The sequence below is a fragment of the Kangiella koreensis DSM 16069 genome, assembly GCF_000024085.1.
Classification (GTDB): Bacteria; Pseudomonadota; Gammaproteobacteria; order Enterobacterales; family Kangiellaceae; genus Kangiella; species Kangiella koreensis.
On the sequence record NC_013166.1, the window covers coordinates 2,270,323 to 2,297,021 of the forward strand.

General features: G+C 44.7%; 23 protein-coding genes. 7 read left to right on the forward strand and 16 right to left on the reverse strand.

Features of this window, described 5'->3' with window-relative positions; translation table 11 throughout:
• Positions 1–14: 14 nt before the first annotated feature.
• The 7 genes from KKOR_RS10515 to KKOR_RS10545 form a co-directional block, all read right to left on the reverse strand.
• Positions 15–293, reverse strand: a complete 279-nt coding sequence (locus KKOR_RS10515; protein WP_015781107.1) for a hypothetical protein — start codon at positions 291–293, stop codon at positions 15–17.
• Between the two features lie 190 nt (positions 294–483).
• The gene (gene phoR, locus KKOR_RS10520; RefSeq protein WP_015781108.1) at positions 484–1,770 is read right to left on the reverse strand and encodes a phosphate regulon sensor histidine kinase PhoR; all 1,287 of its coding nucleotides are present in this window, start codon (positions 1,768–1,770) and stop codon (positions 484–486) included.
• A gap of 24 nt (positions 1,771–1,794) precedes the next feature.
• Entirely contained in the window at positions 1,795–2,487 is a 693-nt protein-coding gene (gene phoB / locus KKOR_RS10525; protein ID WP_015781109.1) for a phosphate regulon transcriptional regulator PhoB, read from the reverse strand.
• A 47-nt stretch (positions 2,488–2,534) separates the two neighbouring features.
• A complete protein-coding gene (gene phoU / locus KKOR_RS10530; RefSeq protein ID WP_015781110.1) occupies positions 2,535–3,266 on the reverse strand; it encodes a phosphate signaling complex protein PhoU in 732 nt (243 codons plus the stop codon).
• Between the two features lie 61 nt (positions 3,267–3,327).
• Positions 3,328–4,131, reverse strand: coding sequence for a phosphate ABC transporter ATP-binding protein PstB (gene pstB, locus KKOR_RS10535; protein ID WP_407635488.1), 804 nt, complete (start codon positions 4,129–4,131; stop codon positions 3,328–3,330).
• 89 nt (positions 4,132–4,220) lie between these two features.
• The gene (gene pstA / locus KKOR_RS10540; RefSeq protein WP_015781112.1) at positions 4,221–5,828 is read right to left on the reverse strand and encodes a phosphate ABC transporter permease PstA; all 1,608 of its coding nucleotides are present in this window, start codon (positions 5,826–5,828) and stop codon (positions 4,221–4,223) included.
• Between the two features lie 40 nt (positions 5,829–5,868).
• The gene (locus KKOR_RS10545; protein WP_015781113.1) at positions 5,869–8,109 is read right to left on the reverse strand and encodes an ABC transporter permease subunit; all 2,241 of its coding nucleotides are present in this window, start codon (positions 8,107–8,109) and stop codon (positions 5,869–5,871) included.
• A gap of 248 nt (positions 8,110–8,357) precedes the next feature.
• Here KKOR_RS10545 and KKOR_RS10550 point away from each other — a divergent pair, with 248 nt between their 5' ends.
• Positions 8,358–9,494 carry an OprO/OprP family phosphate-selective porin gene (locus KKOR_RS10550; protein ID WP_015781114.1) on the forward strand — a complete coding sequence of 379 codons (1,137 nt, stop codon included), beginning with the start codon at positions 8,358–8,360 and terminating at the stop codon, positions 9,492–9,494.
• A 222-nt stretch (positions 9,495–9,716) separates the two neighbouring features.
• On the opposite strand, the gene KKOR_RS10555 is transcribed toward KKOR_RS10550, so the two are convergent.
• The 3 genes from KKOR_RS10555 to KKOR_RS10565 are packed head-to-tail and all read right to left on the reverse strand — an operon-like array spanning position 9,717 to position 12,020.
• Complete coding sequence (locus tag KKOR_RS10555) at positions 9,717–9,950, reverse strand: hypothetical protein (protein WP_015781115.1); 234 nt, start codon at positions 9,948–9,950, stop codon at positions 9,717–9,719.
• Positions 9,943–11,430, reverse strand: coding sequence for an MBL fold metallo-hydrolase (locus tag KKOR_RS10560; protein ID WP_015781116.1), 1,488 nt, complete (start codon positions 11,428–11,430; stop codon positions 9,943–9,945). The genes KKOR_RS10555 and KKOR_RS10560 overlap by 8 nt, the downstream gene beginning before the upstream one ends.
• A gap of 32 nt (positions 11,431–11,462) precedes the next feature.
• Positions 11,463–12,020, reverse strand: coding sequence for a hypothetical protein (locus tag KKOR_RS10565; protein WP_143715064.1), 558 nt, complete (start codon positions 12,018–12,020; stop codon positions 11,463–11,465).
• A 248-nt stretch (positions 12,021–12,268) separates the two neighbouring features.
• Here KKOR_RS10565 and KKOR_RS10570 point away from each other — a divergent pair, with 248 nt between their 5' ends.
• Positions 12,269–13,453: a helix-turn-helix domain-containing protein gene (locus tag KKOR_RS10570; RefSeq protein ID WP_015781118.1), complete on the forward strand. Its 1,185-nt coding sequence runs from the start codon at positions 12,269–12,271 to the stop codon at positions 13,451–13,453.
• Positions 13,454–13,616: 163 nt separating this feature from the next.
• Here the strand turns inward: KKOR_RS10570 and KKOR_RS10575 are convergent, their stop codons facing one another.
• Positions 13,617–14,063, reverse strand: coding sequence for an alpha/beta hydrolase-fold protein (locus KKOR_RS10575; RefSeq protein WP_015781119.1), 447 nt, complete (start codon positions 14,061–14,063; stop codon positions 13,617–13,619).
• Positions 14,064–14,134: 71 nt separating this feature from the next.
• On the reverse strand, positions 14,135–15,229 hold the full coding sequence (locus KKOR_RS10580; protein WP_015781120.1) for a type 1 glutamine amidotransferase domain-containing protein: 1,095 nt from the start codon (positions 15,227–15,229) through the stop codon (positions 14,135–14,137).
• 138 nt (positions 15,230–15,367) lie between these two features.
• On the opposite strand from KKOR_RS10580, the gene KKOR_RS10585 reads away from it, so the two are divergent.
• The 4 genes from KKOR_RS10585 (at position 15,368) to KKOR_RS10600 (ending at position 19,951) form a co-directional block, all read left to right on the forward strand.
• Positions 15,368–16,771 (forward strand): S41 family peptidase, encoded by a 1,404-nt coding sequence (locus tag KKOR_RS10585; protein WP_015781121.1) that lies wholly within the window; start codon positions 15,368–15,370, stop codon positions 16,769–16,771.
• 58 nt (positions 16,772–16,829) lie between these two features.
• Complete coding sequence (locus tag KKOR_RS10590) at positions 16,830–17,516, forward strand: response regulator transcription factor (RefSeq protein ID WP_015781122.1); 687 nt, start codon at positions 16,830–16,832, stop codon at positions 17,514–17,516.
• Positions 17,516–18,757, forward strand: a complete 1,242-nt coding sequence (locus tag KKOR_RS10595) for a sensor histidine kinase (protein WP_015781123.1) — start codon at positions 17,516–17,518, stop codon at positions 18,755–18,757. The genes KKOR_RS10590 and KKOR_RS10595 overlap by 1 nt, the downstream gene beginning before the upstream one ends.
• Positions 18,758–18,865: 108 nt before the next feature.
• The gene (locus KKOR_RS10600) at positions 18,866–19,951 is read left to right on the forward strand and encodes a mechanosensitive ion channel family protein (protein ID WP_015781124.1); all 1,086 of its coding nucleotides are present in this window, start codon (positions 18,866–18,868) and stop codon (positions 19,949–19,951) included.
• Positions 19,952–20,053: 102 nt separating this feature from the next.
• Here the strand turns inward: KKOR_RS10600 and KKOR_RS10605 are convergent, their stop codons facing one another.
• The 3 genes from KKOR_RS10605 to KKOR_RS10615 are packed head-to-tail and all read right to left on the reverse strand — an operon-like array spanning position 20,054 to position 22,688.
• Entirely contained in the window at positions 20,054–20,755 is a 702-nt protein-coding gene (locus tag KKOR_RS10605) for a Bax inhibitor-1/YccA family protein (RefSeq protein WP_015781125.1), read from the reverse strand.
• Between the two features lie 49 nt (positions 20,756–20,804).
• Positions 20,805–21,269 carry a single-stranded DNA-binding protein gene (gene ssb, locus KKOR_RS10610; RefSeq protein WP_015781126.1) on the reverse strand — a complete coding sequence of 155 codons (465 nt, stop codon included), beginning with the start codon at positions 21,267–21,269 and terminating at the stop codon, positions 20,805–20,807.
• 54 nt (positions 21,270–21,323) lie between these two features.
• Entirely contained in the window at positions 21,324–22,688 is a 1,365-nt protein-coding gene (locus KKOR_RS10615) for an MFS transporter (protein ID WP_015781127.1), read from the reverse strand.
• A gap of 287 nt (positions 22,689–22,975) precedes the next feature.
• Here KKOR_RS10615 and uvrA point away from each other — a divergent pair, with 287 nt between their 5' ends.
• Entirely contained in the window at positions 22,976–25,801 is a 2,826-nt protein-coding gene (gene uvrA, locus KKOR_RS10620) for an excinuclease ABC subunit UvrA (protein ID WP_015781128.1), read from the forward strand.
• Positions 25,802–25,871: 70 nt separating this feature from the next.
• Here uvrA and KKOR_RS10625 read toward each other — a convergent pair whose 3' ends face one another.
• The gene (locus KKOR_RS10625; RefSeq protein WP_015781129.1) at positions 25,872–26,687 is read right to left on the reverse strand and encodes a TerC family protein; all 816 of its coding nucleotides are present in this window, start codon (positions 26,685–26,687) and stop codon (positions 25,872–25,874) included.
• Between the last annotated feature and the right edge of the window lie 12 nt (positions 26,688–26,699).

Sequence of the window (26,699 nt, forward strand, 5' to 3'; positions counted from 1 at the left end):
ACCCTATTGGGTATTCATGAGTTATCCCAATCTGTATCCTTCTTTTTGTTAGCAAGCTCATCATCATATTGACGGTTCAAGATCACCGTTGCGCTCCGCACAACGGTGCGATAATCTCTATTCCTTTCTCGCAACGCCTGCAACTCATCCACTAATTCATTCCCTTGCCTCTTTTGTCTAGACCAGCTCATCACATTGTTATATAAACCCAGCCACCAACCATTCACCGCTTCCGGCTCATCAATCCGCTTATTCTCTACAGGCAAGTGCACAATATTTTTATGATTTCTCACTGCTTACTTCTCATGAATTCCAAAGAGCCCTTCTAATAAAAATGAATAATACAGGTATTCTCTACAGAGAATATAAACAGTAGCAAAAAGATGCGTCGCAATCTGTCGGAGTTACGACTTGCCCTAGTTTCTGAACAAGTTGGAGGGTGACAAATAGGTTAAATTCAGTAAGTACGTAATAAATTCTTCACTAATTTTTTTCAAACACACAGCTAAAGGTGCTGCCTTTACCGATTTCACTTTGGATTTTAAGTTTTCCATTATGGCCTTCAAGGACGTGCTTGACGATAGCGAGGCCGAGTCCAGTTCCGCCTTGTGAGCGGTTGCGTCCACTATCTACGCGATAAAAGCGTTCGGTGAGTCTTGGAATATGTTCTTCTGCGATACCAGGGCCATTATCCTGCACTTCTAAGATCAGATTGCTATCATCTTCTTTCCAGAAAATGTCGATTCGGCCTTTGGACTGGGTATAGCGGACGGCATTGAAGATCAGGTTTGAAAAGGCGCTTCTTAGTTGTTTCTCGGAGCCATACAGGTTGGCGTTGGTATGCGTGTGGAACAGGATCTGATGTTCTTTCTCGCCACTCAGCGAGCGCGCTTCGGCGCATATACTGTCGAGCATTAAGTTGATATCGACTTCCTGTTTTCCATTCTCTTCTGCCTTGGCATCCAGTTTTGATAACAACAACAGGTCATCGACCAAATGTCCCATATTGAGGGCTTGTTGGTGCATCATTTGCAATGGCTTGGCGACTGATTCCAATTGCGGATTATTTTCTGGATCCAGCATTTCGAGATAACCGGTAATCACAGTCAGCGGTGTTCTAAGTTCATGCGAAACGTTGGCAACGAAGTCCTGGCGCACTCTTTCCAGATGTTGTTTTTCAGTAATATCACGAATAATCACTAAACGCTGATCATCGTTATAGGGTGTAATCCGAATGTTGAGGATTAATCGCTCATCAGCTGGAGAGTGAATGATCAGGGGCTTGTTATAATCGCGGGTTTGCTCGTATTCGATGAAACTGGGGTGTCGTAACAAATTAAATAGTCGCTGTCCGATATCGGTGCTGGATTTCAGTCCTAATAAGCGTTCTGCTGCGCGATTAAACCAGCGAATTTCACCATTATTGCTGATGATCAATGCACCATCTTTCAGCGCTGAGGTTGAGGCTCTAAATTCAGAAATAATCCCTTTTAGCTTTTTTAGCTCTTTACGGTGTTTCCGCTGGAGCACAAAAAGATGATTAAAAATCTCACCCCAGATCCCCGGAGCTGATGGCGGATACAGCGCTCTTGATTTGACCAGCCATTTATACAACCGCGACAGTTGAATCAGATTCCAAAATAAATAGACGAATATAACAACGGCAACAGAAGCAGCGGCACGATCAAAGAGTGAACCAATCAGCCCAACGACCAGAATGATAAAGGCCAGAGTCCATACTTCTGTTTGCCAGTAACGATTCGTCCACATGATATTTGCGCGCCTTATGCTTAATTATTTTGCCGAGAAACGGTAACCAGATCCTCGCACAGTTTGCACATAGTTTTCTACATTATAATCTTGCAATGCTTTTCGTAAGCGACGGATATGAACGTCCACCGTGCGCTCCTCAACCACCACCTGCTGTCCCCATACAGAATCTAATAACTGTCCACGTGAATAGACACGCTCTGGGTGGCTCATGAAAAAATGCAGGATTTTATACTCGGTTGGACCTAAGTGAACTTCCTCACCATTGATTTGAACGCGATGTCCCGCAGTATCCAGCTGGATATCACCATGCGAGATTTGCTCGCTGGGATTATTCCCTTTACCGCTACGGCGCAAGACAGCCTGGACTCTGGCCAGCAACTCTCTTGGCGAAAAGGGTTTTACCACATAATCATCAGCACCGGCTTCCAGACCTTGTACCCGATCATCCTCTTCGCCGCGTGCGGTTAACATAATCACTGGCACATCCTGATACTTCTGATCTTTTTTCAGTTTCTTGGTCAATTCGACACCAGATGCACCTGGTAACATCCAATCCACCAGCATAATGTCAGGCACGAATCCTTCCTTTAACAGTCCGAACACTCGCTCAGCAGTCGCTGCCTGCTCAACCTGATAGCCGGCCTGTTGCATGCAAAAGGCGAGCATTTCACGAATATCGCGCTCGTCTTCTAAAATTAATACTTTTGCATTCATGTGTTTTCCTTGTTCTTTTCAGCTATTGTTCTGTTCAATGGCTTGGGTTATTCATCTTTTGCCAAACGCTGCATCTCATCCCAGCTTTTGTGGCGTACATCTTCACCCTGAACCAGATAGACTACATACTCGCAGATATTGTTAGCATGGTCACCAATCCGTTCCAACGCTCGCGCTGACCACATAAAGTCTAACACTTCAGAAATACGGCGCGGCTCTTCCATCATATAGGTGATGAGCTGGCGTGAAATAGCATTGTATTCTTCATCAGCCTGGTTATCCAACTTGGCTACATTGATTGCAGAATCAACATCCATTCGAGCAAATGCATCTAAAGAATCATGCAGCATTTTTTTTACGTGATTGCCCAGATGCAGCAAAGCACCATAATGCAGTTTGACATGTGCAGTAGCCATTTCTTTGTTAGCAAGTGCTTTAGCCATACGAGCTACTTTCTCGGCTTCATCACCCATCCGTTCCAGATCGGTAATAGTCTTGAGAATAGTAACAATTAAGCGCAAATCGCCCGCTGCTGGTTGGCGCTTTGCCAGAATTTTAGTGCATGCCTCATCAATTTTGATTTCTTTAGCATTGACCATTTTTTCGTTAGCAATAACCTTGTCAGCAATAGTGCTATCGTTGTTGGTAAAAGCATCTAGCGCCAGGGTGATTTGCTCTTCAACAATACCACCCATCGCCAGAACTTCTTCCCGCAAGTTTTCCAAGTCAGCATTAAACTGTTTAGAAATATGGGTTCCTAAGTGTTCGTTATCCATCATAATAAACCTCGTTTACCTTTCTTAATTAAGGTCAGAAATCAATCTTAGTACCAACCTGAAATTAACCGTACCGACCTGTAATATAGTCTTCGGTTTTTTTCTTTTCAGGGTTGGTGAAAATAGTATCCGTATTATCAAACTCAACCATGTCACCCATGTACATAAAGGCAGTATAGTCCGAAACCCGCGCGGCCTGCTGCATGTTGTGCGTTACAATCACAATGGTGTAGTCATTTTTCAGTTCGTTGATCAGCTCTTCGATTTTCAAGGTCGAAATCGGATCTAATGCTGAAGCCGGCTCATCCAGTAATAATACTTCAGGTTGCACCGCAATCGCTCGAGCAATACACAGTCGTTGCTGCTGGCCGCCAGACATACCTAACGCATTTTCATGCAGACGATCTTTAACTTCGTCCCAAAGTGCAGCACCTTTAAGTGCCCATTCAACCACTTCATCTAGCACACGACGTTTGTTTATGCCCTGCAACCGAAGACCATAAGCAACGTTCTCATAAATCGATTTTGGGAAGGGGTTCGGCTTCTGGAACACCATTCCAACCTTGCGGCGTAGTTCGGCAACATCAACACCAGGGCCATAAACATTCTGATTAGCCAGACGTATTTGACCTTCGGTGCGTGCAATATCAACCAGATCGTTCATACGGTTGAAACAGCGTAACAATGTGGATTTACCACAACCCGATGGTCCGATAAAAGCGGTTACTTTCTTTTCCGGGATATGCAAATCTATATCAAACAAGGCTTGTTTATTGCCATAGAATAGATTGAGATTTTCAACTTCAATCGCAATGTTTTCACCCGCTAAAGGATTATAAGTTTCGGCTTTCGCTGTATCGTTCTTCATATTCAGTTCTTGTGTCTGATTTTGTGTCCGCTCTTGTGTCATGTTTGTCACCTTTTGGTTGCTCAAAGTATTGTCGCTTGGCAGTTCAACTACTGCTCTAGCGCTTTATACTTTTCGCGTAAATTGTTACGAATCTTAATTGCTGCTACGTTCAATAGGATAATGATTAATACCAGCAACAAAGCAGTGGCATAAACTAATGGACGCGCCGCTTCAACGTTTGGACTTTGGAAACCGACGTCATAAATATGGAAGCCAAGATGCATAAACTTTCGTTCTAAATGCAGGAATGGAGCATTGCCGTCCAGGGGTAAAGTTGGTGCTAATTTTACGACACCTACCAGCATCAAAGGCGCAACCTCACCGGCGGCTCTCGCTACCGCTAAAATCAAACCAGTCATCATGGCTGGACTGGCCATCGGTAATACCGTTTTCCACAAAGTTTCAAACTTGGTTGCGCCTAGCGCCAAACTACCTTCACGAATCGATTTGGGAATCCGTGACAGACCTTCTTCAGTCGATACAATCACCACCGGCAGAGTCAACAGCGCAAGCGTCAGAGAAGCCCAGATCAAACCTGGTGTACCGAACATAGGCGCTGGTTTCACTTCGGGATAAAACAAGTCGTCAATCGAGCCCCCGAGGAAGTAAACAAAGAAGCCAAGCCCGAATACACCATAAACAATCGAAGGCACACCTGCGAGGTTATTCACGGCAATTCTAATGGTCCGAGTTAGCGGGCCTTGCTTAGCATACTCGCGCATATAAACCGCTGCCACCACACCCAACGGCGTAACCACCACCGACATTAGCAAGACCATCATTACAGTGCCAAAAATAGCTGGGAATACACCGCCTTCGGTATTAGCTTCACGAGGCTCATCAAATATAAACTCACCGAGTTTTGAAAAATAATGACCGGTTTTTTCCAGAGCATTCATATTATTTGGCTGGAATGCGCGCACCATATTATTGGCTGCAACATTTATTGTTCGTCCATCGACCAACTCGAACACCGCACTGTCGCGTTTGATCTGAGCATAGAGCTCATCCAACTGCTGCTGAAATTGCGCAAAGTCCTTCTTGCGATCCTGTCTACGTTGCTCAATATCAGCCTTAGCTTCTGGTGTTAGGTTACCTTCAATCTCCAGACGACGTTCTTCTAGACGCAGCTGTTCAATGTCATAGTTGATGCTGCCAATATCATCTTTTTCGATGTCACGGATTTGCTCGTGTAAGTCCGTAGCTCGATCAACTACTTTTGCCAATGCTTCAAAGTCGCCTTCATGCACCTTGCCATCATAGTTAACGGTTTTGACAAAGCCGTAAACATTGCCCCACTCGTGGCGCTCTAGAACAGTAACCTCTTGGTTGGTGTTGGTTGAGTGCAAATGTTTTAAATCAACCCAACGGAAATCGATTCCGTACATATCACGGTTGCCCACTTTTAGAAGATACTGCTCACGATCAACACCATCCTGAGTATCAATTTCATGGCTGTGTATTTCACCCAGAACCAACTCTTGCTTACCATCGACTTCAAAGGTAAATGTCTGTACATCCGCGGGCCAGAAATGGATTAGCCCTCGATAGGCAATAAGCAGCAATAGCCCAACCACCATCAATATTGAAATACTGATCGCGCCTGCATTGAGCCAAACCCAATGTTGTCCGCCTTGAAAGAATTTTTTACTCATCATTCAGCTCGCTTAATATTCTCATCAATTCTTCTTGGGTTTAAAGTGAACCGTACTTATTGCGCAAACGCTGACGCACAATTTCCGCAATGGTGTTAAACACAAAGGTAAACAGGAAGAGTACAAATGCCGCCAGGAACAATACTCGGTAATGCGAACTGCCTACTTCCGACTCCGGCATTTCAACTGCAATATTCGCAGATAAAGTACGGAAACCTTCAAAGATATTCATATCCATGATTGGCGTATTCCCTGTTGCCATCAATACGATCATGGTTTCACCAACCGCGCGTCCAAGACCAATCATCAGCGCCGAGAAAACACCGGGGCTCGCGGTTGGAATGACTACACGTGTCAATGTTTGCCATTGGCTAGCACCCAATGCTAATGAACCATTGGATAAATGCTTTGGCACACTGAAAATCGCATCTTCAGTAATCGAGAAAATAGTTGGTATGACGGCAAAGCCCATGGCGATACCGACCACTAATGAATTTCGTTGATCGTAGGTAATCCCCTGCTCGTTTAACCATGCAGGCATATTGCCATTGAACATAGCTGACTCAACTGGCTCGCCTAACCAGAAAGCCAGGAACGTACCAAAAATAATGATCGGGAATAGCAATGCAGCTTGCCAACCATCAGGCACACGATGCTTAATAGCGCCAGGCAATTTTGTCCAGGTAAATCCAAATAGAACGGTAACTATCGGTAGCAATATAATTAATAGAATGACACCCGCTAAATGCTCTTCAATCAGCGGTGCCAACCAAAGACCAGCCAAGAAACCCAAAATTACGGTTGGCAATGCTTCCATAATTTCAACGGTAGGCTTGACCATTGAGCGCATTTTAGGAGCCATAAAGTAGGCAGTAAATATCGCTCCGAAAATTGCCAAAGGCACAGCAAAAAGCATCGCATAAATTGCCGCTTTCAAAGTACCGAAGCTGAGTGGAACCAGTGAGAACTTGGATTCAAAGTCATTGGTCGATGCAGATGACTGCCAGGTAAATGAAGGCTCTTCATAACTTTCATACCAGACTTCATTCCACAGAGCAGACCAGGAAATTTCAGGATGTTCGTTTTCCACTGCAAACACTGTCGCCTGACCGTTGTTACCAATACCCACTAAGCTGTTACTGCGAGAGTTTATGGCCAAAGCCTGTAGACCTTGTCCAAAGTCAAACTCTTCCAGCTGTCGCTCTGAGGTGGTGTAGAAAATCCCCATCTTGCCTTTGACATCTGATGCAATAAATCCTTTGCGACGCTTTTCGATAATGATTTGCGAAATAGCATTTTCCGATAATTTAAAGTCGCGAATTTTCTTAAGATTAAAGCCATCATCTCCACGAACCTGGAACCACTGGCTAACAGCGCCTTCACTATCACCAATTAATAATGACGTCTGCCCCAACAGGAAAACGGCTTCAGTAACACTTCGTCCACCTTCCACCAATGATAGGCTTTCATGAAACTCCCACTCATCATCAACATGGCGATAGGCGATCAGATCGCCCTGTTCACTAATGATATATAACCAGTCAGGGCCTGGTGTGGTTAACACATATTTTGGTGCGAATGGAATCTCAAAGCTGTCGCGAGACTCTTCTTCCAAGGTAAGCTCTTCGGTCAGGAAGTTCTGATCGATAGAGTAAGTTACCGTAGTAACTTTCTGATCAGCACCAACCGATGCAACCACGATACCGTCTTCCCAGCGACTGCCGAACAGTCGAGTGATTGCGCTATCGGTCAATTCAAAACTGTCTTCACCGAAAGGATATTGAAGTTGTGGCTCAATGTGGCGCTCGTTATTCGGATAGCTGATTTTGTACTTATGAGAGAATAGCTGAAAGCTGCCATCGGCAAAGCCGGCGGCCATTAACCCTTTCAGATCCAGCTCAGCAAATGCTGTAGGCTGTGCATCATGCGAAAATCGTGCTTTATCAATAATGCTGCCATCTTCAACACTGAAAAAGCCTAAATCGCCGTTTTTACTGATAGAAAAAGCAATTTCACCGTATTCTTCCACCGACATATACTGCGGCTCAGATTGTTGCCAGCTATAATCCTGTTCCAACTCAACGCTGGCAGGCTTAAATATCGGAAACACCACCCAGAATAGGTAAAAACAGATAAGCCCTACCGCACCAATTACGGAAAGCCCGCCCAGCGCAATACTGTATCGAGCTATTAAGTCATTGATTTTTCTGCGCTTATGTTTGCCACTTTGGGTCTGTTGATCCAAAAGTTTGCGCGTGGTCTCTTTAACTGATGTATTCATGACTAATTAACCATTTATTGATGCAGGTTAGTATATAAGTCGTTTGTTACAGTTATATTAAGGTTATTAAGAAACAGGCAGGTAATGTGACAGCCGAATGGCATTATTATGAAGAGCCAGGTGCTTAGAAAAAGTTTCATGACAAGAAAGAGTTTCACAAACCCTTCGCTTTTCTGTCATGCAAATGTCATAAAATCTCCGTAAAATTGCCAGCGTCAATTAATTAAACCCCTTTATTGGAGAAGACAATGAAATTAAAACTAATCGCTGTAGCCGTTGCTACTGTAATATCTACTCCGGCATTTGCCGAAACAGAAACTTCTGGTAAAGCTGGTAGTGGCTTTACTGTTAAAACTGATGATGTCAGCTTCTCAGTATTCGGTCGTGTTCAATATGACATCGACATGTGGGATGGCGATGCTTTCTCAACTACAGATGAATCGGGTTCTGACTCTGAGATCCGTCGTGGCCGTATCGGTATCTCTGGCAAAATTGCTAAAGACTGGTCAGGCAAAATTGAAGTTAACTATAATGATGCCAGCGGGGAAAGCAATCTAGAAGATGCCTACATAAAATATACCGGCATTGATGGTGCAGATTTATTAATCGGTAAACACAAAGAGCCTTTCGGTTTTGAAGAAAACACTTCATCTAAAGATATCACGGCTATCGAGCGTACAACTATTACTAACGCATTGGCACCGGGTAAAAACTATGGTGTGTCATTAGGTGGCGGTAGCAACGAATTCACTTGGAAATTCGGTATTTACGATCGCGGTGAAGAAGGTAACAACATCGCAACTGGTTTCTCAGGCCGTGTAACTACTGCACCAATCGCTACTAAAGACGAAGTATTCCACTTAGGTTTTGGTTATACGCAAAGCCGTCTGGCTGGCAACACTTACGGTGAAGCCGATCAGCGTTTAGAACTTCATACAGCAGATGAAAAAGTAGGTTCTGGTTCTATTCTTGGTGAAAGCATCATGGCTTATAACCTTGAAGTGGCATACGCTTCAGGTCCATTCCATGCGCAAGCTGAATACTTCGACGGTGAAGTTGATGGTGGTAACTTGGCAGCAGACACCGACATCGAAGGTTACTATGCTCAAGCAGGCTATATCTTAACTGGTGAATCACGCCCATACAGCAAAGGCGTATTCAAGCGCGTTAAACCAAAAGGTGATGCAGGCGCTTGGGAAGTATTCAGTCGTTACAGCAACTATGAGCCAGGTACAGACGAAGCAGAAGTCTTCACATTAGGTTTGAACTACTACGCTAATGATGCAGTTCGTATCGGCTTGAACTATGTTTCAGCTGACATGACTGAAGGCGGCATCGACAAAGACGGCGACGGTTTAGCAGTACGTTTCCAATACGTATTCTAAAACGAACCTCTTAAGTTAGTTTCAGTGATTAAGGGCGCGCAATGCGCCCTTTTTTATTGTCTGAAATTTTTACCTTAGAAAAATTGTTGAGGGCGGCCGTAGCTTGGCACTACAACCTTTTTTCTAATAGTAGGTTAGCGGTGACAACAAAACAGAGACGCTTATCAAGCAAAACTTGCATTAAATCCCTCATTCATAAACCTGCTTGGCCAACCCCAATTTTCAATGCATTAACTTAGTGAAGGGGGTTAGTTCCAACCAGCTTAAGCCCCAGCGATCAAAGTCTTGTCGGAGTATGATTAGCTCTAAAGGCTGATGCCCAGCTTCTAAATGCACTTTATGCCGCTGTGATACAGAGTCATCGATACCGCGCTCAAAGCTGGCAGTTCTAGCCAGTTTTCTACCTTGCCAGAGTTTAAAAAACTCACCGTTTTGGAAGCTACTGCCTTTAGCCATTTGCACAGATGCTGTAGCCTTCAGGGCAGTGTTTTGGCGTAAAGTCGGAGGTCCACTCCCTGAATTCTTCCATCGTAAATTGTCGCCAGCCACGTATATCAACCAAGGTCGCAACATCTAATTCGAGTTCATCCAGTGCCTTGGCAAAACGAACCATATCGTGATAAATCCGCGGCTTGGCCGTTTTTAACTCGGTCACATAGTGGTCTTCTGCTAACACCATTTTTGCAGCCGGTAAGTAAGCCAGCAGGTAGTGTTGTGCATGCGCAGTGGCGATATCAAACAGTGTTACGTCACCCAGCGTGAATGATTCTCGCGGTGGCACTACCAGTAGCTTTTCCGCAACCAATGCGTCACTGACATGCTTTAAGATAGTTTCCTGATGTGACTCGGCAACTACCAGCATTGCGCCCAGCGACAATGCATTGTCTAGCCCTCTGACGTTGGCATTATGATGATGCGTGACCACAAAGTACTTGAGTGGCTTATCATGCTTTGACACTTGTTTAATCGCTGCAAAATTTTCCTCTATTGCATCTGCCGCACCCATGGCGATGTAATAATCGGCTTGCTCAATAAATACTGTTAGTGCGCGACCACTACCTGCCTGATAGACATTATCTGTCAGTTTTTTTGCTGTTAACCCCGGGTTTTCAATGGTTTCTCCCCAAGCCGTAAAATCGTTAAAGCCGCTAAAGGCCGTTGTCAGATCTGGATTGAGTTCAAGATCACGATGCACTGAGCTCAGACGCAGCTGGCCATTAACAAAGAAATTCATATCACGGGCAAAGGCCAGCTCTCCAGTCGTCTGGTGATTGGAAAAAATATAAAGCATGTCACCGGCACGCGGGTGCTGGCGCAGTATCTTGTGTATCAGCCCGGAAGTCTTATCGACAAAGTAGGTATAGCGCTCACCAGATGCATGTTTAAGCATTAACTTTTGCTGCAACCGGCCACGATAGTATTCATCACCACTATATTGTACTTCTGACACTAAACCCGCTAAACGTTTAGCCTGAAGCGTATCGCTACTACGTTCCAGCGAAGCTCCTAAGCGTTCAAATTTTGCCCAGTTTTCCACCGAGTATTTTTTATGCAGAATATCGTACATCACTGTGCTATCGCCTTGCTGAATCCACTTTTCCAGATCCAGCGTGGTTCGTGGCACCCGATACGACAGCAAACTCTTGCGCTGGTTTTTATAGTCGATGGTTAACTCTTCATTGATACGCCATAGTTCAGGCACATCGGGCGTTTCACCCTCACCTGGCCAGGGGCCTTTGTTGTAATCAACGACTTTAATGCTGTCAGCGTTAAGCAGGGCGGGGCCACCGTAGGCCACAACTAGCTTATTGATAATGGTCGCTTTTATGTCGGACGTTGAGGTATTTGCTACAACAGTACTTTCAGCTCTGGTAGCTGCAAATGGTACCAGCCCCAATATCAGACAGCCGGTAATCAGGTAAGTCAGTAGTTTCATTAATTCTATTCCTGTCATGTAATTACTGGATGCTAACAAGGAGATCGTCGTGAATTTGTCAAGCTGACATCATCAGAGGCCTGGCGCAAAAAGCACACCCCCAGCCAAAAAAACCAAATGATTTGTGAAACCCCAAAAAGCTCTTTGAAAATCATAAGAGGAGTAATTGTGGCGACCCCAGCTAAACCAACTGCAATACCTAAGTAATTCAGGTTCTTAGATAAAACGTCTGCCTTTAGCGCTAGAACGCTGACAAGTATTACCCATACCGCCCCAACAATTTCGTTATCTCCACCAATGCTTTGTGCAATTGTCATTAGTATGGTCCAAGCATCCAATGCTTTTTGAGCATCAGTGTGGGCTATATCAATAGCATAGGTGACGCCACTAATTGCTATCATACCGCTTGCGATCACCAAGCCTACCCATAGATATCCAAAAGCGGTTGTTACAGACTTTAGAATTTCGCTAGCATTCCCCAGTATGCGCGACGTGCCAGTGACTAGCATCGATAAAACTAAACCAAACAGTATGTAGGTAATAAACAAAAAAGCTGAGGTTATAGTTTGGTGCTCTGCAATGAACATCATCTTGGTTGGAGCGTCACTCTCATGGGGGAAACTCCAGTACGCGCCGTAGTACACGAATGCAGAGATGTAAATAAACGACAGCACTAGCGCTGCTATTCCGGTAACATAGTTGGCCGACCTCATTTTTTTGCCTTTTCCTTTAACATTAATTTGTGGAAGGCATGAAGGTTGACGTGTTCTTGGATTGCTATCGACCGTGCATGACGGCTAGGACTTTTTGAGCAAACATTTTCTAAGGTAAACCATAAATGCAAACCTATTTTGCAAACTACGTATTCGCTGCCACTCTGGGACTCGTTAGCATTGTGGTCCCTATGCTCATTGCAAGAAGAGAAATCAGTCAAGCTTATATTATGCTAGCGCTCTTTCTGATGTTCTCATCATTCGCAAACGCCCTGCCAATTTTGATACAAGCTGTACCTGATATTGGACTTTATAGTCTTGCAACAGTTATCCCCAGCTACATTTGTCAGCCAATATGTCTGTGGTTTTATGTCAAAGCCATATGTTCACCCACAGAGTGGCATATCAATCAAAATCGATATTTACACTTTGTGTTGCCTGCACTTGCTTTGTTATATACCTTGGTGCTGATATTGACGCCCTCTCAATATCTGGTTGAGCTGATGCATGGGGCAGAACAACCTCTTTCGCAAACAACGGAATTACTGGCAATGTCCACTTTCGCCTTTATGTTGATTTGGATAATTCAGTCATCAATTTATATTTACTTGATAATTCGACGCTTGCTAACTTATCGCAGAGAACTTAAGCAATTGTTTGCCTCTAACGACAAGCGAGAAATGGGCTGGCTATTTTTCGTCATTTCAGGGATATCCGTTGTTTGGATACTCGCTTTCTTCACACTTTTACTGAGCTTCTCGGGTAAAGCAAATGATGTATTAACAAATACACTATTGGTAGGTTACTTTGCACTTCTTTGGTTAATTTCGTTTTGGGGCTTGCGGCAAAAGCCTGGCTTCAATGAGCGATACCTGCAAAAAGAGGACCTTGATACTATTGCTACGTTGACAACGTTGGAAGGAACACCGGCAAAGTACAGCCGTTCCGGGCTTGATGAGCAGCGTTCTGAAAAAATTGCTGACAAAATCGAACAAGTTATGAAAGCTAAGTCATTGTACTTAAACCCGGATTTATCGCTTAAACTACTGGCAGCTGAGATAGCAGAAAAACCTAATTATGTTTCGCAAACACTGAATCAAAAACTAAACAGTTCGTTTTTTGATTATGTGAATAGCCACCGAATTGAGTATAGCAAACAACTAATCAGGCAGAACAAACTGCCCATCTTAGACGTTGCGTTCGCGTCAGGCTTCAATGCAAAGTCATCATTCTACAAGGCTTTCAAGTTGAAAACTGGGCAAACCCCAAAACAATTTGCTGCTAAAAAAGCCACTATTGGCCTTGAGTGATGATTAAACTGATTGTAAAGACCTAACCAATTAAGCCTTAGACACTGCCTTTCAGTCTTTAAATACCCAGAGAATGCCGTTAAAAAAGCTGATGTAATAGTTACTGATATGGCTTTGTCCGGGCATAACTTCCGTTTTCCAGTGTAAGTTTTCTGGCGCTTGTTCAGATAAAAGCTTTATAAAATGTTGGTAGGCGCTGTAAACAGCTTGCCCCTCCGAGACCTCCGAGGCCATTAATAATCAATTCAGGTATGGCTTCCAACTCTAGATACAACCGAGTCGCAAGCAAGGCATGCGGCAGGTGTCTTTCACCATCCAGCAGATATAGAACTGGATAAGCATTTTCTGATTTAGTGTAAGCTTCCGGCAAATGAATAGAAATGCTTCTGCTTTGATTTAATACTTTAGAATGAAGTTCAACTTGAGTCACAGTACCAATCAATAGTGCTTTTTTATTTATTACTAAATCAGCATCAATTGCCGTTTGATTACCCACAGATTCACTCGAAGCAAAAATAGCCATGATTACAATAGAGTACCCAATCACCAGCTTACGAACACTTGGAGCTGTCTGCTGCACAAAGGCTTTATTGACTCGTCTTGAAAGCATACTTGCTGTGCCCTCTTCCTAATTCTGATTTGTTATTACGCCAGCTGACGACTGGCGCACAGTGGTTTACATTACAGCATTAATTTAGTTTTTAACTCACTGACGTAATCATGCTCTGGATAACGTTTTGCAAACTCAGAATATGCTTCTCGGGCTTGATTGAGTTGCCCCTGCTCCAACGATTGAATAATGAACTGAGCATCAAATTCAGGGTGAGAGAAATGCTTACTGATCACCTGCATGATTGCCAGCTCTCGAAGTTTGTCAGCATCATCAGCTAAGCGGTAGGCATAAAAGCCGTATAAAGCCAGGTAGTTAATATCAATATTGTGATTGGGATTTTGCAATGCCAGATCAATAACAACTGGACCATTTTGACGCGCCTGCGACAGCAAAGACATAGTGTTTTCGTCTGCAAAAGGGGTACGCTGAACGACCGCTAAATCAAGCGCCAACACCATGGCTTCAGCTGCTTTTGCAACAGAGCCAGGATTCTGTGCGGTAATCAGTTTGCCATCAACCGCGACGTAAGGCAGCATCGGAGCATTTTGAACAAAGCGCGCGCCATTCTTAATCAGACGATCCTGAAGTAGGAAAGGAAACTGTGCCACATGTTCACCACTAAAAGCTTGCTCTTCAACGTTGGTAAAACCATTGACCTGTTTACCGGCGACAAAGTAACTGCCATCAGATAACTTGATATCAGCAATTGCTGCCGGCCCATGACAAACTGCAGTGATCACTTTATCGATTTGCACAGCATGGGTTAACAGTTGTTGTGTTGCTTCATGAGCGGGCAAATCCAGCATGGCCCCAGCACCACCAACAATAAAGACACCATCATATTGGCTAATATCAATATCCTCTGTTGCCAGAGTATTTGCTAACTTTTCTGTAGCCAAAGCTTTAAAGCGCTGAATATAGTCCAGCGAGTCTTTATTATTTTTCACCAGTACCGCGCCGCCCTTTGGGCTGGCAATATCTAATTTTACGCCATTGTCATGCAACACCAGATAGGACTGGGCCAACTCTTCCAGATCATAACTCAGTTCAGGGTTCGCCTCGGTGCCGTAGCTGGAAATCAGCATCAGTACGCGTTTCTCATCAGCGAATGCAGCCTGGCTGGTAAACAACATTACAGCAAACAAATAAGTAAATAATTTCATCGTGATACTCCTGTTATTTGATGGCTGTATGTTAGCAGTGAGAATGTCGGGATATTGTCAAGCTCTTATAGCACTACATCCGACAAAACCTTCACAAACTGCTTGTTAACATTAGCTTCAATACATAGGAGCCATATTATGAAAACCATTGCTTTTTTAGTGAGTTGCTTATTGTTTCTCGTCGGATGTTCAAGTAGTCATCTAGACATTTTCCCAGAGCTCGATGATCCCGCTTTAATGCAGGAAAAGATTGCACCAGAACTTTTACATCAGGATATTGATGCCTTTGTTACTGGCGTAAAGCAAAGGCACCCAGATTTTTCTGGGTATGCTGATGAAGCGAAACTAAACCTACTGGTGGAACAGACCAAAGCAAATATTACGGCCCCTATGACACGCAAAGAGTTTTTCCGTCATATCGGCAGGTTGTCCCATGCGTTTCAGGATGGACACAGTTTTTTGATTTGGCCATACCAGGAACTGAACTACCTACAAAAGAGTGGTGAGAAGCCTTTTCCTTTCTCGATAGATTTAACAAAAAACGGTGTCTTCGTACCTGTTCAATATGCCTCAGAAAATCAGAACCTCTATGCTGGAAGCCAAGTTATCAGTATTAACGGCTTGGAAATTTCGCAGATTTTTTCTGAAGCCCAAAACTATGTAGGCGGTGAAACACAAGAGTTACGTGAAGCTTTTGTGGCAGAACGATTTCCACATTTACTGTGGGCCGTTTTTGGTTTTATTGGACAGTTCGATGTTGAGTTATTACATCAAGGACAACGCCAGACGTTACACATAGATAACAGCCAATCCTGGAGGCTCGCTGCTACTGAGACTCGGCAGGTTTCTGATGAGTTTGTTTACAGGCAGCTAAACTCGAAAGTTGGCTACTTGAATGTTGACAGCTTTGACATCGAGCCCAGCAAATTTTCCAATCAACTTGATACTGTGTTTAGCCGCATTCAACAAGACAAGGTGCAAGCATTGATTATTGATATTCGCGATAACACTGGCGGCAACACTGATACCGCCACAGAGCTTGCTCGTTACATAGCTGACAAACCATTCAGGTTAGTCTCCAAGGTCACTGAAAAGCTGAATCAGGACAATAGAGGTTTGTTCAGTTACAAAGGCAAACCTGGCGACATGGTAACGAAAGATTGGGACGATTATGTAAAGCCGCTAGATTCTGAGCATCATTTTGATGGCAACGTCATCGTGTTGACTGGCCCAGTGACTTATTCCGCTGCTATCGTGTTTGCAACAACTGTTCAAGATAACCAGTTTGGTCTTCTCGCTGGGCAACCGACAGGAGGATTTGCCAACCAGAGTGCTCAGGGTAATTTATTTAACTTACCGCATTCACAACTTAGAGCCTATGTTGCTACCAGGTTGCTAGTAAGGCCTAGTGGTAATGCAGAAACCACTGCGGTAGTGCCCGACTTAGTGATAGATTACTCTTTGCAGGATCAGCAAAACGCAGTCGACACCGTACTAGAGCACGTGCTACAACGCTTAGATGAGGTGCTTGCTGAGAAATAAGCAGCCTTATAATGATATTCGCTGCAGCCGCACCTAACCCGCGAAGAGAAGACTAAGCATGGCAGTATTGTCCATATTATTGATTGAAGATACACAGCAGATTGGCCAGGAAATCTGTGATTTCCTCACTGAGCAGGGGATGCAGGTTGATTATGCAGCCACTGGTAGTCAGGGAATTCAGCTGGCCCTGCAGCAACAGTACGATGTCATCGTGCTGGACGTGATGCTGCCTGACATTAATGGTGTAGCAGTCTGCAAAACCCTAAAACAAGAGTGCGATCCAACACCCGCCATATTAATGCTTACTGCCCGTGACAGTATTGCTGATAAAAGCCTAGGATTTGACGCAGGTGCCGATGATTATTTGACCAAGCCCTTTGATTTAACGGAGTTATTATTGCGTTGCCAGGCATTGGCAAGACGGCATCAGCTGCATCAGTCGCAATCCATTCAAATCGGCGAACTGGTAGTAAACGAAAAGCAGCAACTGGCACAGCGTGAAGGACAAACATTAAAGCTCAGCAGTACCGATTTTACGATTCTGATGCTGCTGGTCCATGCCTATCCAAATGCAGTCAGCCGCCAACAACTCATCAACAAAATATGGGGTGACGATGCCCCTGACAGTGATGTTGTCCGCTCACATATTTACACCTTACGCCAGGCTTTGGATAAACCTTTTGCCACCCCCATGTTAACCACGTTACATGGAATCGGCTTTAAACTAGAGGCAATAGAGCAATAATGTTTGAAAGCCGGAGTCTAAAAGCCACTCTACAACAGAGCATAGTAGTGTTTTCACTGCTGCTGGCACTGTGTTTTATACTTCTGCTGATAAGCTACGCCTGGATAGTTGAAGATAACGTATTTAACCGACTGGTATCATCTGAGGCACAGTTTATTGAGCAGCACTATTATAAGACTGGTGATATTGCCTCTCCGCGCCAACCTTTTATGACTCTCCACCCTGGTTGGGAATCGCTACCGGAGCAAATACAGAAGCTGCATCAGTTATCACCCGATCGTGTTGAGTTTCCAAGTGGCGATAAAGGAACTCTACATTTACTGCCTATCACACTCGGAGTGGAGCAATGGGTACTTGCAGCAGACGTCACAACCTTTGAGGTAACCCGTGACTATTTACCAAGACTTATTCCATGGCTGCTGCTGGCGCTGGCAACAGTTCTACTCCTGGCATTTGTGTTATCACGATATTTAAGCCGCAAAATTATCCAACCCTTGGAATACATTACCGCCAATGTGAAGCAGCATAGTCCCGGGCAGACATTGACTCTGAAAGAGTCTTTACCCAACAATGAAATTGGTTATCTGGCACACGCGATCCAAAGCAATATTCAGCAGCTACAAACTGCTCTGGCTCGTGAAACTGATTTTACTCGAGATATTAGTCACGAACTACGCACTCCGGCAACCGTACTGAAAATGGTGCTAAGTCGTCTAAATACAACTCAGCCACTGGATAAACAAACGCTACTGCAGCTTAAACAATCCGCCCAGCAGATGGAGCAGACCATTCATGTGTTACTGGCACTGGCCAGAGAAGAGTCGATGCAGACAGAAACTCTATGTTTATTGGAAGAAATTGAGCACTGCCTTGTCAACAACCAGCAATTGTTAAAACATCCTGAATTGCAATTACAACTGGAGGTGTCGTCAGAAAATCGGGTAGCGGCAAATAAAAATCTGCTGCATATCTTGCTCAACAACATCATTGATAACAGTCTGTCTCACGCCAGTGAAGACTTGCTCAATATCCAGTTGAAAGGAAATCAACTTTGTATCGCTAACCCAGTTACAACGAGTAGCCCCGAAAATCCGCTCACTCCTGGAGTAAAAGGCCAGAACAGTCCGGGTATTGGTCAAGGTTTACATATCGTTAACCGTATTTGCCAGATCTATCAATGGCAACTTGATTCACGCCACTCTAATAATTGGTTTTATCTGACCATCGATTTTTCAGGATAGGCTCTACCATACTGTGACTAATGAATAATCGCAGCCTCGGACTCCAGCACTCCTTGCATCACACCTGTAAACAATTATGATAAGAAGAAATTACAAGGAGCAAATACCATGTCTGACTTTCTCGGCTTTGATTGGACCAGCCTGTTCTGGCCAGTGGCGGTACTCGTCATCGGCTTCTTTGCCTACCAAATCCTGCAGAAGTTCTTTTCATTAAGCAAAAATAAAAACACCAATGTGGTGCTGCAAAGACAGCTGACCAACATTGTCTTTATGCTGCTGCTGATCATTATTTTTGTATTAGTGTTACCGATTGAAGATAGCTTGAAGAATCAGATTATCGGTCTTATAGGTATCGTGCTGTCAGCTTCCATTGCACTGAGCTCTGCAACTTTTCTCGGCAATATCATGGCGGGGATCTGGTTACGCTCGGTCAGAAACTTCAGACTCGGTGATTTTATTGAGGTTAAAGGTATGTTTGGACGCGTATCCGGTCGTGGACTCCTGCATACCGAACTGCAGGATCGTGAGCGTGATTTAATCACACTGCCTAACCTGTTTCTGGCGACTAATCCGGTCACCGTTATGCACAGCGACGGCACCATCATTTCTACCGAAGTTTCACTGGGCTATGACATTGACCATAAGGTCATTGAGCCGCTATTACTTGCAGCAGCTGAAAAGGCAGAGCTAGACAAGCCATTTGTATATATCGAGAAACTGCTCGACCATGCCATCGTGTATAAAGTTCATGGATTAGCAACCGATATTAACACCCTGCTCTCCAGTCGTTCGAAACTTAATGCCTGTGTTCTCGACAGTCTCCATCAGGCAGGTGTTGAAATCGTATCACCAACTTTCAGAAACCAACGTATGGTTGATGAAATCACTTATATCCCTAAAGCAAGTAAAGCCAAAACAACCAAGAACAAGAAATCCAGCAATGGTGAACCCGAGTCAGTTATCTTCGATAAAGCCAATAAAGCCGAGCTGGTCGATCAAACACGCCAGCAGATTGAAAAGTTGGAAGACTCGGTTGACGAACTCAATAAAAAGATAAAAGAATCATCCGACAGCGAGCAAAAAGATAAGCTCAAAACCAAACAGCAGAAAACGAAAGACAAAATTGAAAGTCTTAAAGAACAGTTGATAATTGAAGAAACAGAGTTGAATAAAGAAGGTAAAGGCGAGGATTAGTCATACCCAGGAGCGAGTGCCACCACCCTACAATCTCATCTAATTTTAACCCACAAAAAAAGCGGCCTAAGCCGCTTTTTTTGTTACTACTTAGTTTATCAACTAGTCATTGCTAGCCATAAATAAGCGCAATACATACCAGAACATCATGGCGACACTGGCAAACAATTGAAGCGCAGCTCCCACATAACGATCTTCTGGGTAGTGGTGTAACACATTAGACGTATCATACAGGATAGCAGCACCAGCAAAGCCAATCATAGCGACACTGAACCAGGTTCCAAGCTGGAAGCCAAAAATAAAGGCTGCACCGATGGCTAATATTGCTAAGCCAAATGCCCACATTAAGATACCACGCAAGAACGAAAAGTCCTTACGAGTATAAAAAACAATGGCCGTTAAAAGTGCAAATCCGGCAAGTGTTACCGTAGCAGCACTTTGAATGACACCATCAGCCATTTGCGCAGCCATCAAAAGAAGAGGAGCGAATATAATTGCTTCAGCAATGATCAAACCTGCAAGGCTTGAATATTGCGTCACTTTGGACTGCGAAGTATGGGCAATGTGAGTGGCCGCCCAAGAAACAGCAATAAAGCCGCCCATTAAAACCAGCCAACCAGCGCCGAATGAAAATACCCATTGTGCGATGGCTAATGAAATGCCTGATTGATAGAAATAAACGCTTAATAATACGAATGCAAAAATCGCACCTAATAAATGGTTATAGGTTTTGGTGATAAATTTTGCGCGATCACCCAATCCACCACGAGTAACGACTTGTTCTTCTGTTTGTTGATAGCTCATCAATGTCTCCTTTGTTTAAGCTTTAATTATTACTCTTTTAATGTTCTGCTCAGAACGGAATGTCATCATCAAAATCATCATCCATGGCCGGAGCTGGCTGTGGGTTTTGATTCTGATTTTGGTTATTTTGATTATTGCCGCCACCGAAAGAAGCTTCACCACCGCTACGGCCACCCAGCATTTGCATTTGACCATTGATATCAATGACAACTTCAGTGGTATATTTATCCTGACCTGATTGGTCAGTCCATTTACGGGTCTGTAGCTTACCTTCAAAGTAAACTTGCGAGCCTTTTTTGAGGTATTCACCTGCGATTTCAGCTAATTTCCCGAAGATGACAATTCGGTGCCATTCGGTTTTTTCTTGCTGCTGACCGGTGTTCTTATCTTTCCAGGTCTCAGAAGTAGCTAACGTGAGGTTGGCAATCGCTCTACCGTCTGGTGTGTAACGAATTTCCGGATCCTTCCCTAAATTTCCTACTAAAATGACTTTATTTACGCCGCGACTGGCCATTGATTACTCCTGTCTATGTCTTTTAATCTACTAAAATATTTAATTATCAATATATTAGGCTTGAATTCGGCCTAACTTTTCTAATTCTTCACGCTCGATGGTCGAGTCGTCCACCCGCAAATATACCTTGCCTTTATGGTCGTCCGCAATGGCTTCGATAACACCAGCCAGCTTTAATGCAGATTCTTGCACAGCTTTAGCCGTATCGGCCTCGTCCAACTCCAGTACCCAGCGCTTCACTTCCGGTAGCTTACCCAGCCAGCCCAGCGCCAGCCCAGCGATAATCATCAAGCCAATATTCAGCCAGATGACGCCAGTGAAGCCCAAGCTTGGCAACAGATAGCCAGTCACACTACCACCGAGGAAAGCCCCTAAAAATTGACTGGTTGAGAATATGCCTAAAGCTGTACCGCGGTATTGAGCACCATAAAGGTTGGATACTGTTGAGGGCAACTTGGCTTCCAGTAAATTAAAGCCGGCGAAAAACAAGGTCAGCACCACCAGCCAGAACCACAAACTTTGCCAGTTGCTTAGCAAGGTTAATAACGACATGGCCAGTAACACGAAAGCCGCCTGCATCACCTGGCGATGCCAGCCTTTCTTTTCAGCATTGATCATCATCGGTAGCATAACGGCAATGGAAAGCGCCAGCACCACTAGATAGATCCAGGAGTGCTGAGACAACTCAAAACCACTGGCAATCATTTTGTCGGGCACAACCAGGAACACTGCAACCAGCGCCCAATGAATCACAAACACCGACAACGCCAGTACGAAGATGCGCCCTTTAGCGGTGACGTAGCGCCAGCGCTCGGCAAAGCTCAGGTCAATGGTTGGCATATCGACAGCACGCACACTCGGCACCACAAAAATGGCAACCAGCAGTGCAAGAAACGCCAATATGGCAATCACATAAAACAGACCTTGCAAATTGAGCCAATTAGACAGCAAAGGCCCCAGCACCAGCGATAAGGCAAAGGCCAGACCAATACTGGCGCCAATCATCGCCATGACTTTCGAACGCTGATGGGGCCGACTTAAATCGGCAGCTAACGCCATGACCGCACTGGCAATCGCACCTGCACCCTGTAATGCACGGCCAGCAATCAATCCCCAGACCGTTTCGGAATTGGCAGCGACTAAACTACCTACGATAAACACCAACAAGCCCGCATATATTACCGGCTTGCGACCTATTTTGTCGGAAAGCAATCCCAAAGGAAGTTGCAGGATGGCCTGCGACAGACCATAAATACCAATTGCCAAGCCCAATAGAGGTAGTGTGGCACCTTCCAGGCCCTCACCAAGCACTCGAATAACCGGCAACAGCATGAAAAGGCCAAACATGCGCAAGGCGAAAATGCTGGCTAGCGAAATAGCGGATTTTTTTTCTAGCGTGGTCAGTGAAGACGATTTCATACACAATCCAATAGCTTAGGGCTTTTCGTTTAATTTTTAGTCAGCTAGTATTTGACTTTAAGCCCCAACAAACCTTTTCTGTTTAAGGCAATTCACGTTATAGTTAACGGCTGCGATTTTCTCACTTTAAACCGCAAAACCCAAATTTATTTTAAAGTAGCGCCTGATAGCTTCTAGCTAATCGCTCAGTCAGCTTCTAGCGACCAAGATATTGGCATTAAATTCACAAGACACATGCATAATACAGCGCTACTTCTGTTAGCTCACACAAACGAAATAGGAAACTGATGGACAACATTGACATCCGCGGTGCCAAGACCCACAACCTGAAAAATATTGACCTCGTTCTACCTCGCGATAAGCTAATCGTCATTACCGGTTTGTCCGGCTCAGGTAAATCATCCCTTGCCTTCGACACGCTTTACGCCGAAGGCCAGCGACGTTATGTGGAATCATTATCCGCTTACGCACGTCAGTTTCTGTCGCTCATGGAAAAACCGGATGTGGAACACATCGAAGGTCTGTCGCCAGCGATTTCCATTGAGCAAAAATCCACATCGCATAACCCACGATCCACGGTGGGTACCATTACCGAGATTTATGACTACTTGCGTCTGCTGTTCGCCCGCGTCGGTACACCGCATTGCCCCACTCACCATTTACCACTCGAAGCGCAAACCGTCAGCCAGATGGTGGATCATGTGTTGGCACAGCCCGAAGGCAGCAAGTTAATGCTGTTAGCACCGGTGATTAAGAACCGTAAAGGCGAGCACATTCAGTTGTTGCAAGAGCTGCAAGCGAAAGGCTTCGTTCGAGCGCGTATCAATGGCGAAGTGCATGACTTATCCGCAGCACCTGCAATGGAACTGCATAAAAAACACACTATTGAAGTCATCGTGGATCGCTTTAAAGTCAAAACCGATATGCAGCAGCGTCTGGCCGAATCCTTTGAGACGGCGCTTGAGTTGTCCGATGGTATTGCTCGTGTTGCTTCGATGGATGAAGACAGTGAACAGGAAGATATGGTCTTTTCGGCCAAATACGCCTGCCCCACTTGTGGTCATTCAATCCCCGAGTTAGAGCCACGAATCTTCTCTTTCAATAACCCAGCCGGTGCCTGCCCCACTTGTGATGGATTGGGCATTGACCAGTTTTTTGATCCGGACAAAATCATCACTAATGAAGATATTTCATTGGCTGGTGGTGCTATTCGAGGCTGGGATCGTCGAAACGTCTATTACTTCCACATGCTGAAGTCATTAGCCAAACACTACAAATTTGACATTGAAGCGCCGTGGAGTAGCTTAACCAAAAAAATTCAGGACGTGGTCTTATACGGCAGTGGCAAAACTCAGATTGACTTTGAATACAGTAATGATCGCGGCGACAACTACCAACGCAAGCATCGTTTCGAAGGCATTATTCCGAACATGCAACGTCGCTACCACGAAACCGAATCCGGTGCGGTGCGCGAAGAATTACAAAAATACATGACCACCCAGTCCTGTAGTTCTTGCGGCGGTACACGTCTGAATGAAGACTCGCGTAATGTATTTATCGATGGCACCACCTTGCCGCAAGCAACCCACTGGTCAATTGAGCAGGCGCATCAGTATTTCAGCACACTAGACCTGCCTGGTCAGCGTGGTGAAATTGCTTCTAAGGTGTTAAAAGAAATTGGCCAGCGCTTAAGTTTCCTGGTCAATGTCGGACTAGACTATCTGACCCTGGAACGAAGCGCCGATACTTTATCGGGCGGTGAAGCACAACGGATTCGTTTGGCCAGCCAGATTGGCGCAGGCCTGGTCGGCGTAATGTATATTCTCGATGAACCATCAATTGGTCTGCATCAACGTGATAACGATCGTCTGCTACAAACACTGACTCATCTGCGTGATCTGGGCAACACTGTCATCGTAGTTGAGCATGATGAAGATGCAATTCGTGCCGCTGACTATATCGTGGATATTGGCCCGGGCGCAGGTGTACATGGTGGTGAAATCGTCGCTAAAGGTACTTTCGAAGATATTAAAAAAGCCAAGGGCTCGTTAACGGCTCAATACTTGACGGGTGAGCTTAAAATTGAAGTGCCAGAGAAACGTACGCCGTTCGATGCCAAGCAAACGATTAAAGTTCTGGGCGCAACGGGCAACAACCTGGCTCAAGTCAACCTTGAAATTCCGATTGGACTGCTAACCTGCATAACCGGTGTTTCAGGCTCAGGTAAATCAACCCTGATCAATGACACCCTTTATCCAATTGTCGCGCGCGACATTAATCGCTCCAGTTTGCAGCCGAAACCTTATGAATCGATTGAAGGTCTAGACCATATCGACAAAGTGGTTGATATTGACCAAAGCCCGATTGGTCGTACACCGCGATCAAATCCTGCGACTTATACCGGCATTTTTACACCGATTCGCGAACTGTTTGCCGGTACACAAGAATCACGCACACGCGGTTATAAACCTGGTCGCTTTAGTTTTAACGTCAAAGGCGGACGCTGCGAAGCCTGTCAGGGCGATGGCGTTATCAAAGTAGAAATGCACTTCTTGCCAGATGTCTATGTAGCCTGTGATGTGTGTAAGGGTAAACGCTACAACCGCGAAACCCTGGAAATTTTATACAAAGGTAAAAATATTCACCAAGTATTGGATTTGACGGTAGAAGATGCCCGCGAATTCTTTGATGCCATTCCGGCAGTCGCGCGTAAATTACAAACCTTGATAGACGTTGGCTTGTCATACATCACACTCGGCCAGGCTGCGACAACTCTTTCCGGCGGTGAAGCACAACGTGTGAAGTTATCGCGCGAACTATCCAAACGCGATACGGGGCAGACGCTCTATATTCTTGATGAACCGACCACAGGCTTGCACTTCCACGATGTTAATCAACTACTCAAAGTTCTGCATCGCCTGCGCGATCACGGCAACACAGTAGTCGTCATCGAGCACAACCTGGACGTCATCAAAACCGCCGACTGGATTGTCGATCTCGGCCCAGAAGGTGGTAACAAAGGAGGACAGATCATCGCCACAGGTACGCCGGAAGACGTCGCTAAAGTTAAACAATCTTATACAGGCAAATACCTGAAACCAATGTTGAAGTAATATTGAAATAAAAAAAAGGGCGACCACTGGTCGCCCCTACAGATACCCGTATTTTTAAAAGAATAGCTTTCTAAAGAATATCTTCCTGAGCTTCCTGCTCTAACTTGGCGAGTGCGGCTGCTTCTTTCTTTCTCATGATGCGCTTTTGATAACGCGACTGAACGATGTCGCTGAGTACCATGATCGCTATCACAAAGTAGAAGGTCGCTTTGTTCATCGGTTCGATGGGATAACCGAATAACAGTAGTTCAGATTTATGACCACCATCAGCGAGTAACATGATACCGACGACCAATAAGATAAATAACCCTAACACTTCAAACATGCGGTTCTTTTGCAGAAAACTCGATACCATATCCGCCAGCCAGATCATCAGCACGCCACTGATAATAATCGCGATCGCCATGATCCAGAAATTATCGGTCAGCGCCATGGCGCTTAAAATAGAGTCGAAAGAAAAGACCAGGTTCATTAAGACAATTAAGGTAATAATTTTAGCAGCCGATTGAGGTTTACGATCTTTACCGTCACCGACTTCGAGCGCCATCATGTGCCAGATTTCTTTAACCGCGGTGTACATAATAAAAACACCACCAAATAGCACGATGATACTTTCAAAGGTAAAGGTTGCTTCAATAAAGCCAGTCCAAGGTATGGTAAATAACTCACCCTGCACATATTTAATCAACTCAACCAAAACAAACAGCAATATAATTCTTAATACTACTGCCAAACCGATACCCAGCCAGCGCACCTGCTTTTGCTTTTCCAGCGGTGCGCGCTTTGATTCAAGCGAGATGTACAGCAAATTGTCAAAACCCAATACGGCCTGCAAAACAATAAGCATTCCAAGTGTGAATAAGTTTTCGATGGTAAATAGATCCATAATAAAGCCCTT

Bases quoted from the DNA above. Each gene is read 5' to 3' on its own strand.
- KKOR_RS10605 (WP_015781125.1), bottom strand. From the start codon at position 20,755: ATGAGCTATCAACAAACAGAAGAACAAGTCGTTACTCGTGGTGGATTG.
- phoR (WP_015781108.1), bottom strand. From the start codon at position 1,770: ATGTGGACGAATCGTTACTGGCAAACAGAAGTATGGACTCTGGCCTTT.
- KKOR_RS10590 (WP_015781122.1), top strand. From the start codon at position 16,830: ATGGCAGTATTGTCCATATTATTGATTGAAGATACACAGCAGATTGGC.
- KKOR_RS10615 (WP_015781127.1), bottom strand. From the start codon at position 22,688: ATGAAATCGTCTTCACTGACCACGCTAGAAAAAAAATCCGCTATTTCG.
- KKOR_RS10560 (WP_015781116.1), bottom strand. From the start codon at position 11,430: ATGAAACTACTGACTTACCTGATTACCGGCTGTCTGATATTGGGGCTG.
- ssb (WP_015781126.1), bottom strand. From the start codon at position 21,269: ATGGCCAGTCGCGGCGTAAATAAAGTCATTTTAGTAGGAAATTTAGGG.
- uvrA (WP_015781128.1), top strand. From the start codon at position 22,976: ATGGACAACATTGACATCCGCGGTGCCAAGACCCACAACCTGAAAAAT.
- KKOR_RS10565 (WP_143715064.1), bottom strand. From the start codon at position 12,020: ATGATGTTCATTGCAGAGCACCAAACTATAACCTCAGCTTTTTTGTTT.
- phoB (WP_015781109.1), bottom strand. From the start codon at position 2,487: ATGAATGCAAAAGTATTAATTTTAGAAGACGAGCGCGATATTCGTGAA.
- KKOR_RS10625 (WP_015781129.1), bottom strand. From the start codon at position 26,687: ATGGATCTATTTACCATCGAAAACTTATTCACACTTGGAATGCTTATT.
- pstA (WP_015781112.1), bottom strand. From the start codon at position 5,828: ATGAGTAAAAAATTCTTTCAAGGCGGACAACATTGGGTTTGGCTCAAT.
- KKOR_RS10545 (WP_015781113.1), bottom strand. From the start codon at position 8,109: ATGAATACATCAGTTAAAGAGACCACGCGCAAACTTTTGGATCAACAG.
- pstB (WP_407635488.1), bottom strand. From the start codon at position 4,131: ATGAAGAACGATACAGCGAAAGCCGAAACTTATAATCCTTTAGCGGGT.
- KKOR_RS10580 (WP_015781120.1), bottom strand. From the start codon at position 15,229: ATGAAATTATTTACTTATTTGTTTGCTGTAATGTTGTTTACCAGCCAG.
- KKOR_RS10570 (WP_015781118.1), top strand. From the start codon at position 12,269: ATGCAAACCTATTTTGCAAACTACGTATTCGCTGCCACTCTGGGACTC.
- KKOR_RS10550 (WP_015781114.1), top strand. From the start codon at position 8,358: ATGAAATTAAAACTAATCGCTGTAGCCGTTGCTACTGTAATATCTACT.
- KKOR_RS10575 (WP_015781119.1), bottom strand. From the start codon at position 14,063: ATGCTTTCAAGACGAGTCAATAAAGCCTTTGTGCAGCAGACAGCTCCA.
- KKOR_RS10595 (WP_015781123.1), top strand. From the start codon at position 17,516: ATGTTTGAAAGCCGGAGTCTAAAAGCCACTCTACAACAGAGCATAGTA.
- KKOR_RS10600 (WP_015781124.1), top strand. From the start codon at position 18,866: ATGTCTGACTTTCTCGGCTTTGATTGGACCAGCCTGTTCTGGCCAGTG.
- KKOR_RS10585 (WP_015781121.1), top strand. From the start codon at position 15,368: ATGAAAACCATTGCTTTTTTAGTGAGTTGCTTATTGTTTCTCGTCGGA.
- KKOR_RS10555 (WP_015781115.1), bottom strand. From the start codon at position 9,950: ATGGCTAAAGGCAGTAGCTTCCAAAACGGTGAGTTTTTTAAACTCTGG.
- phoU (WP_015781110.1), bottom strand. From the start codon at position 3,266: ATGATGGATAACGAACACTTAGGAACCCATATTTCTAAACAGTTTAAT.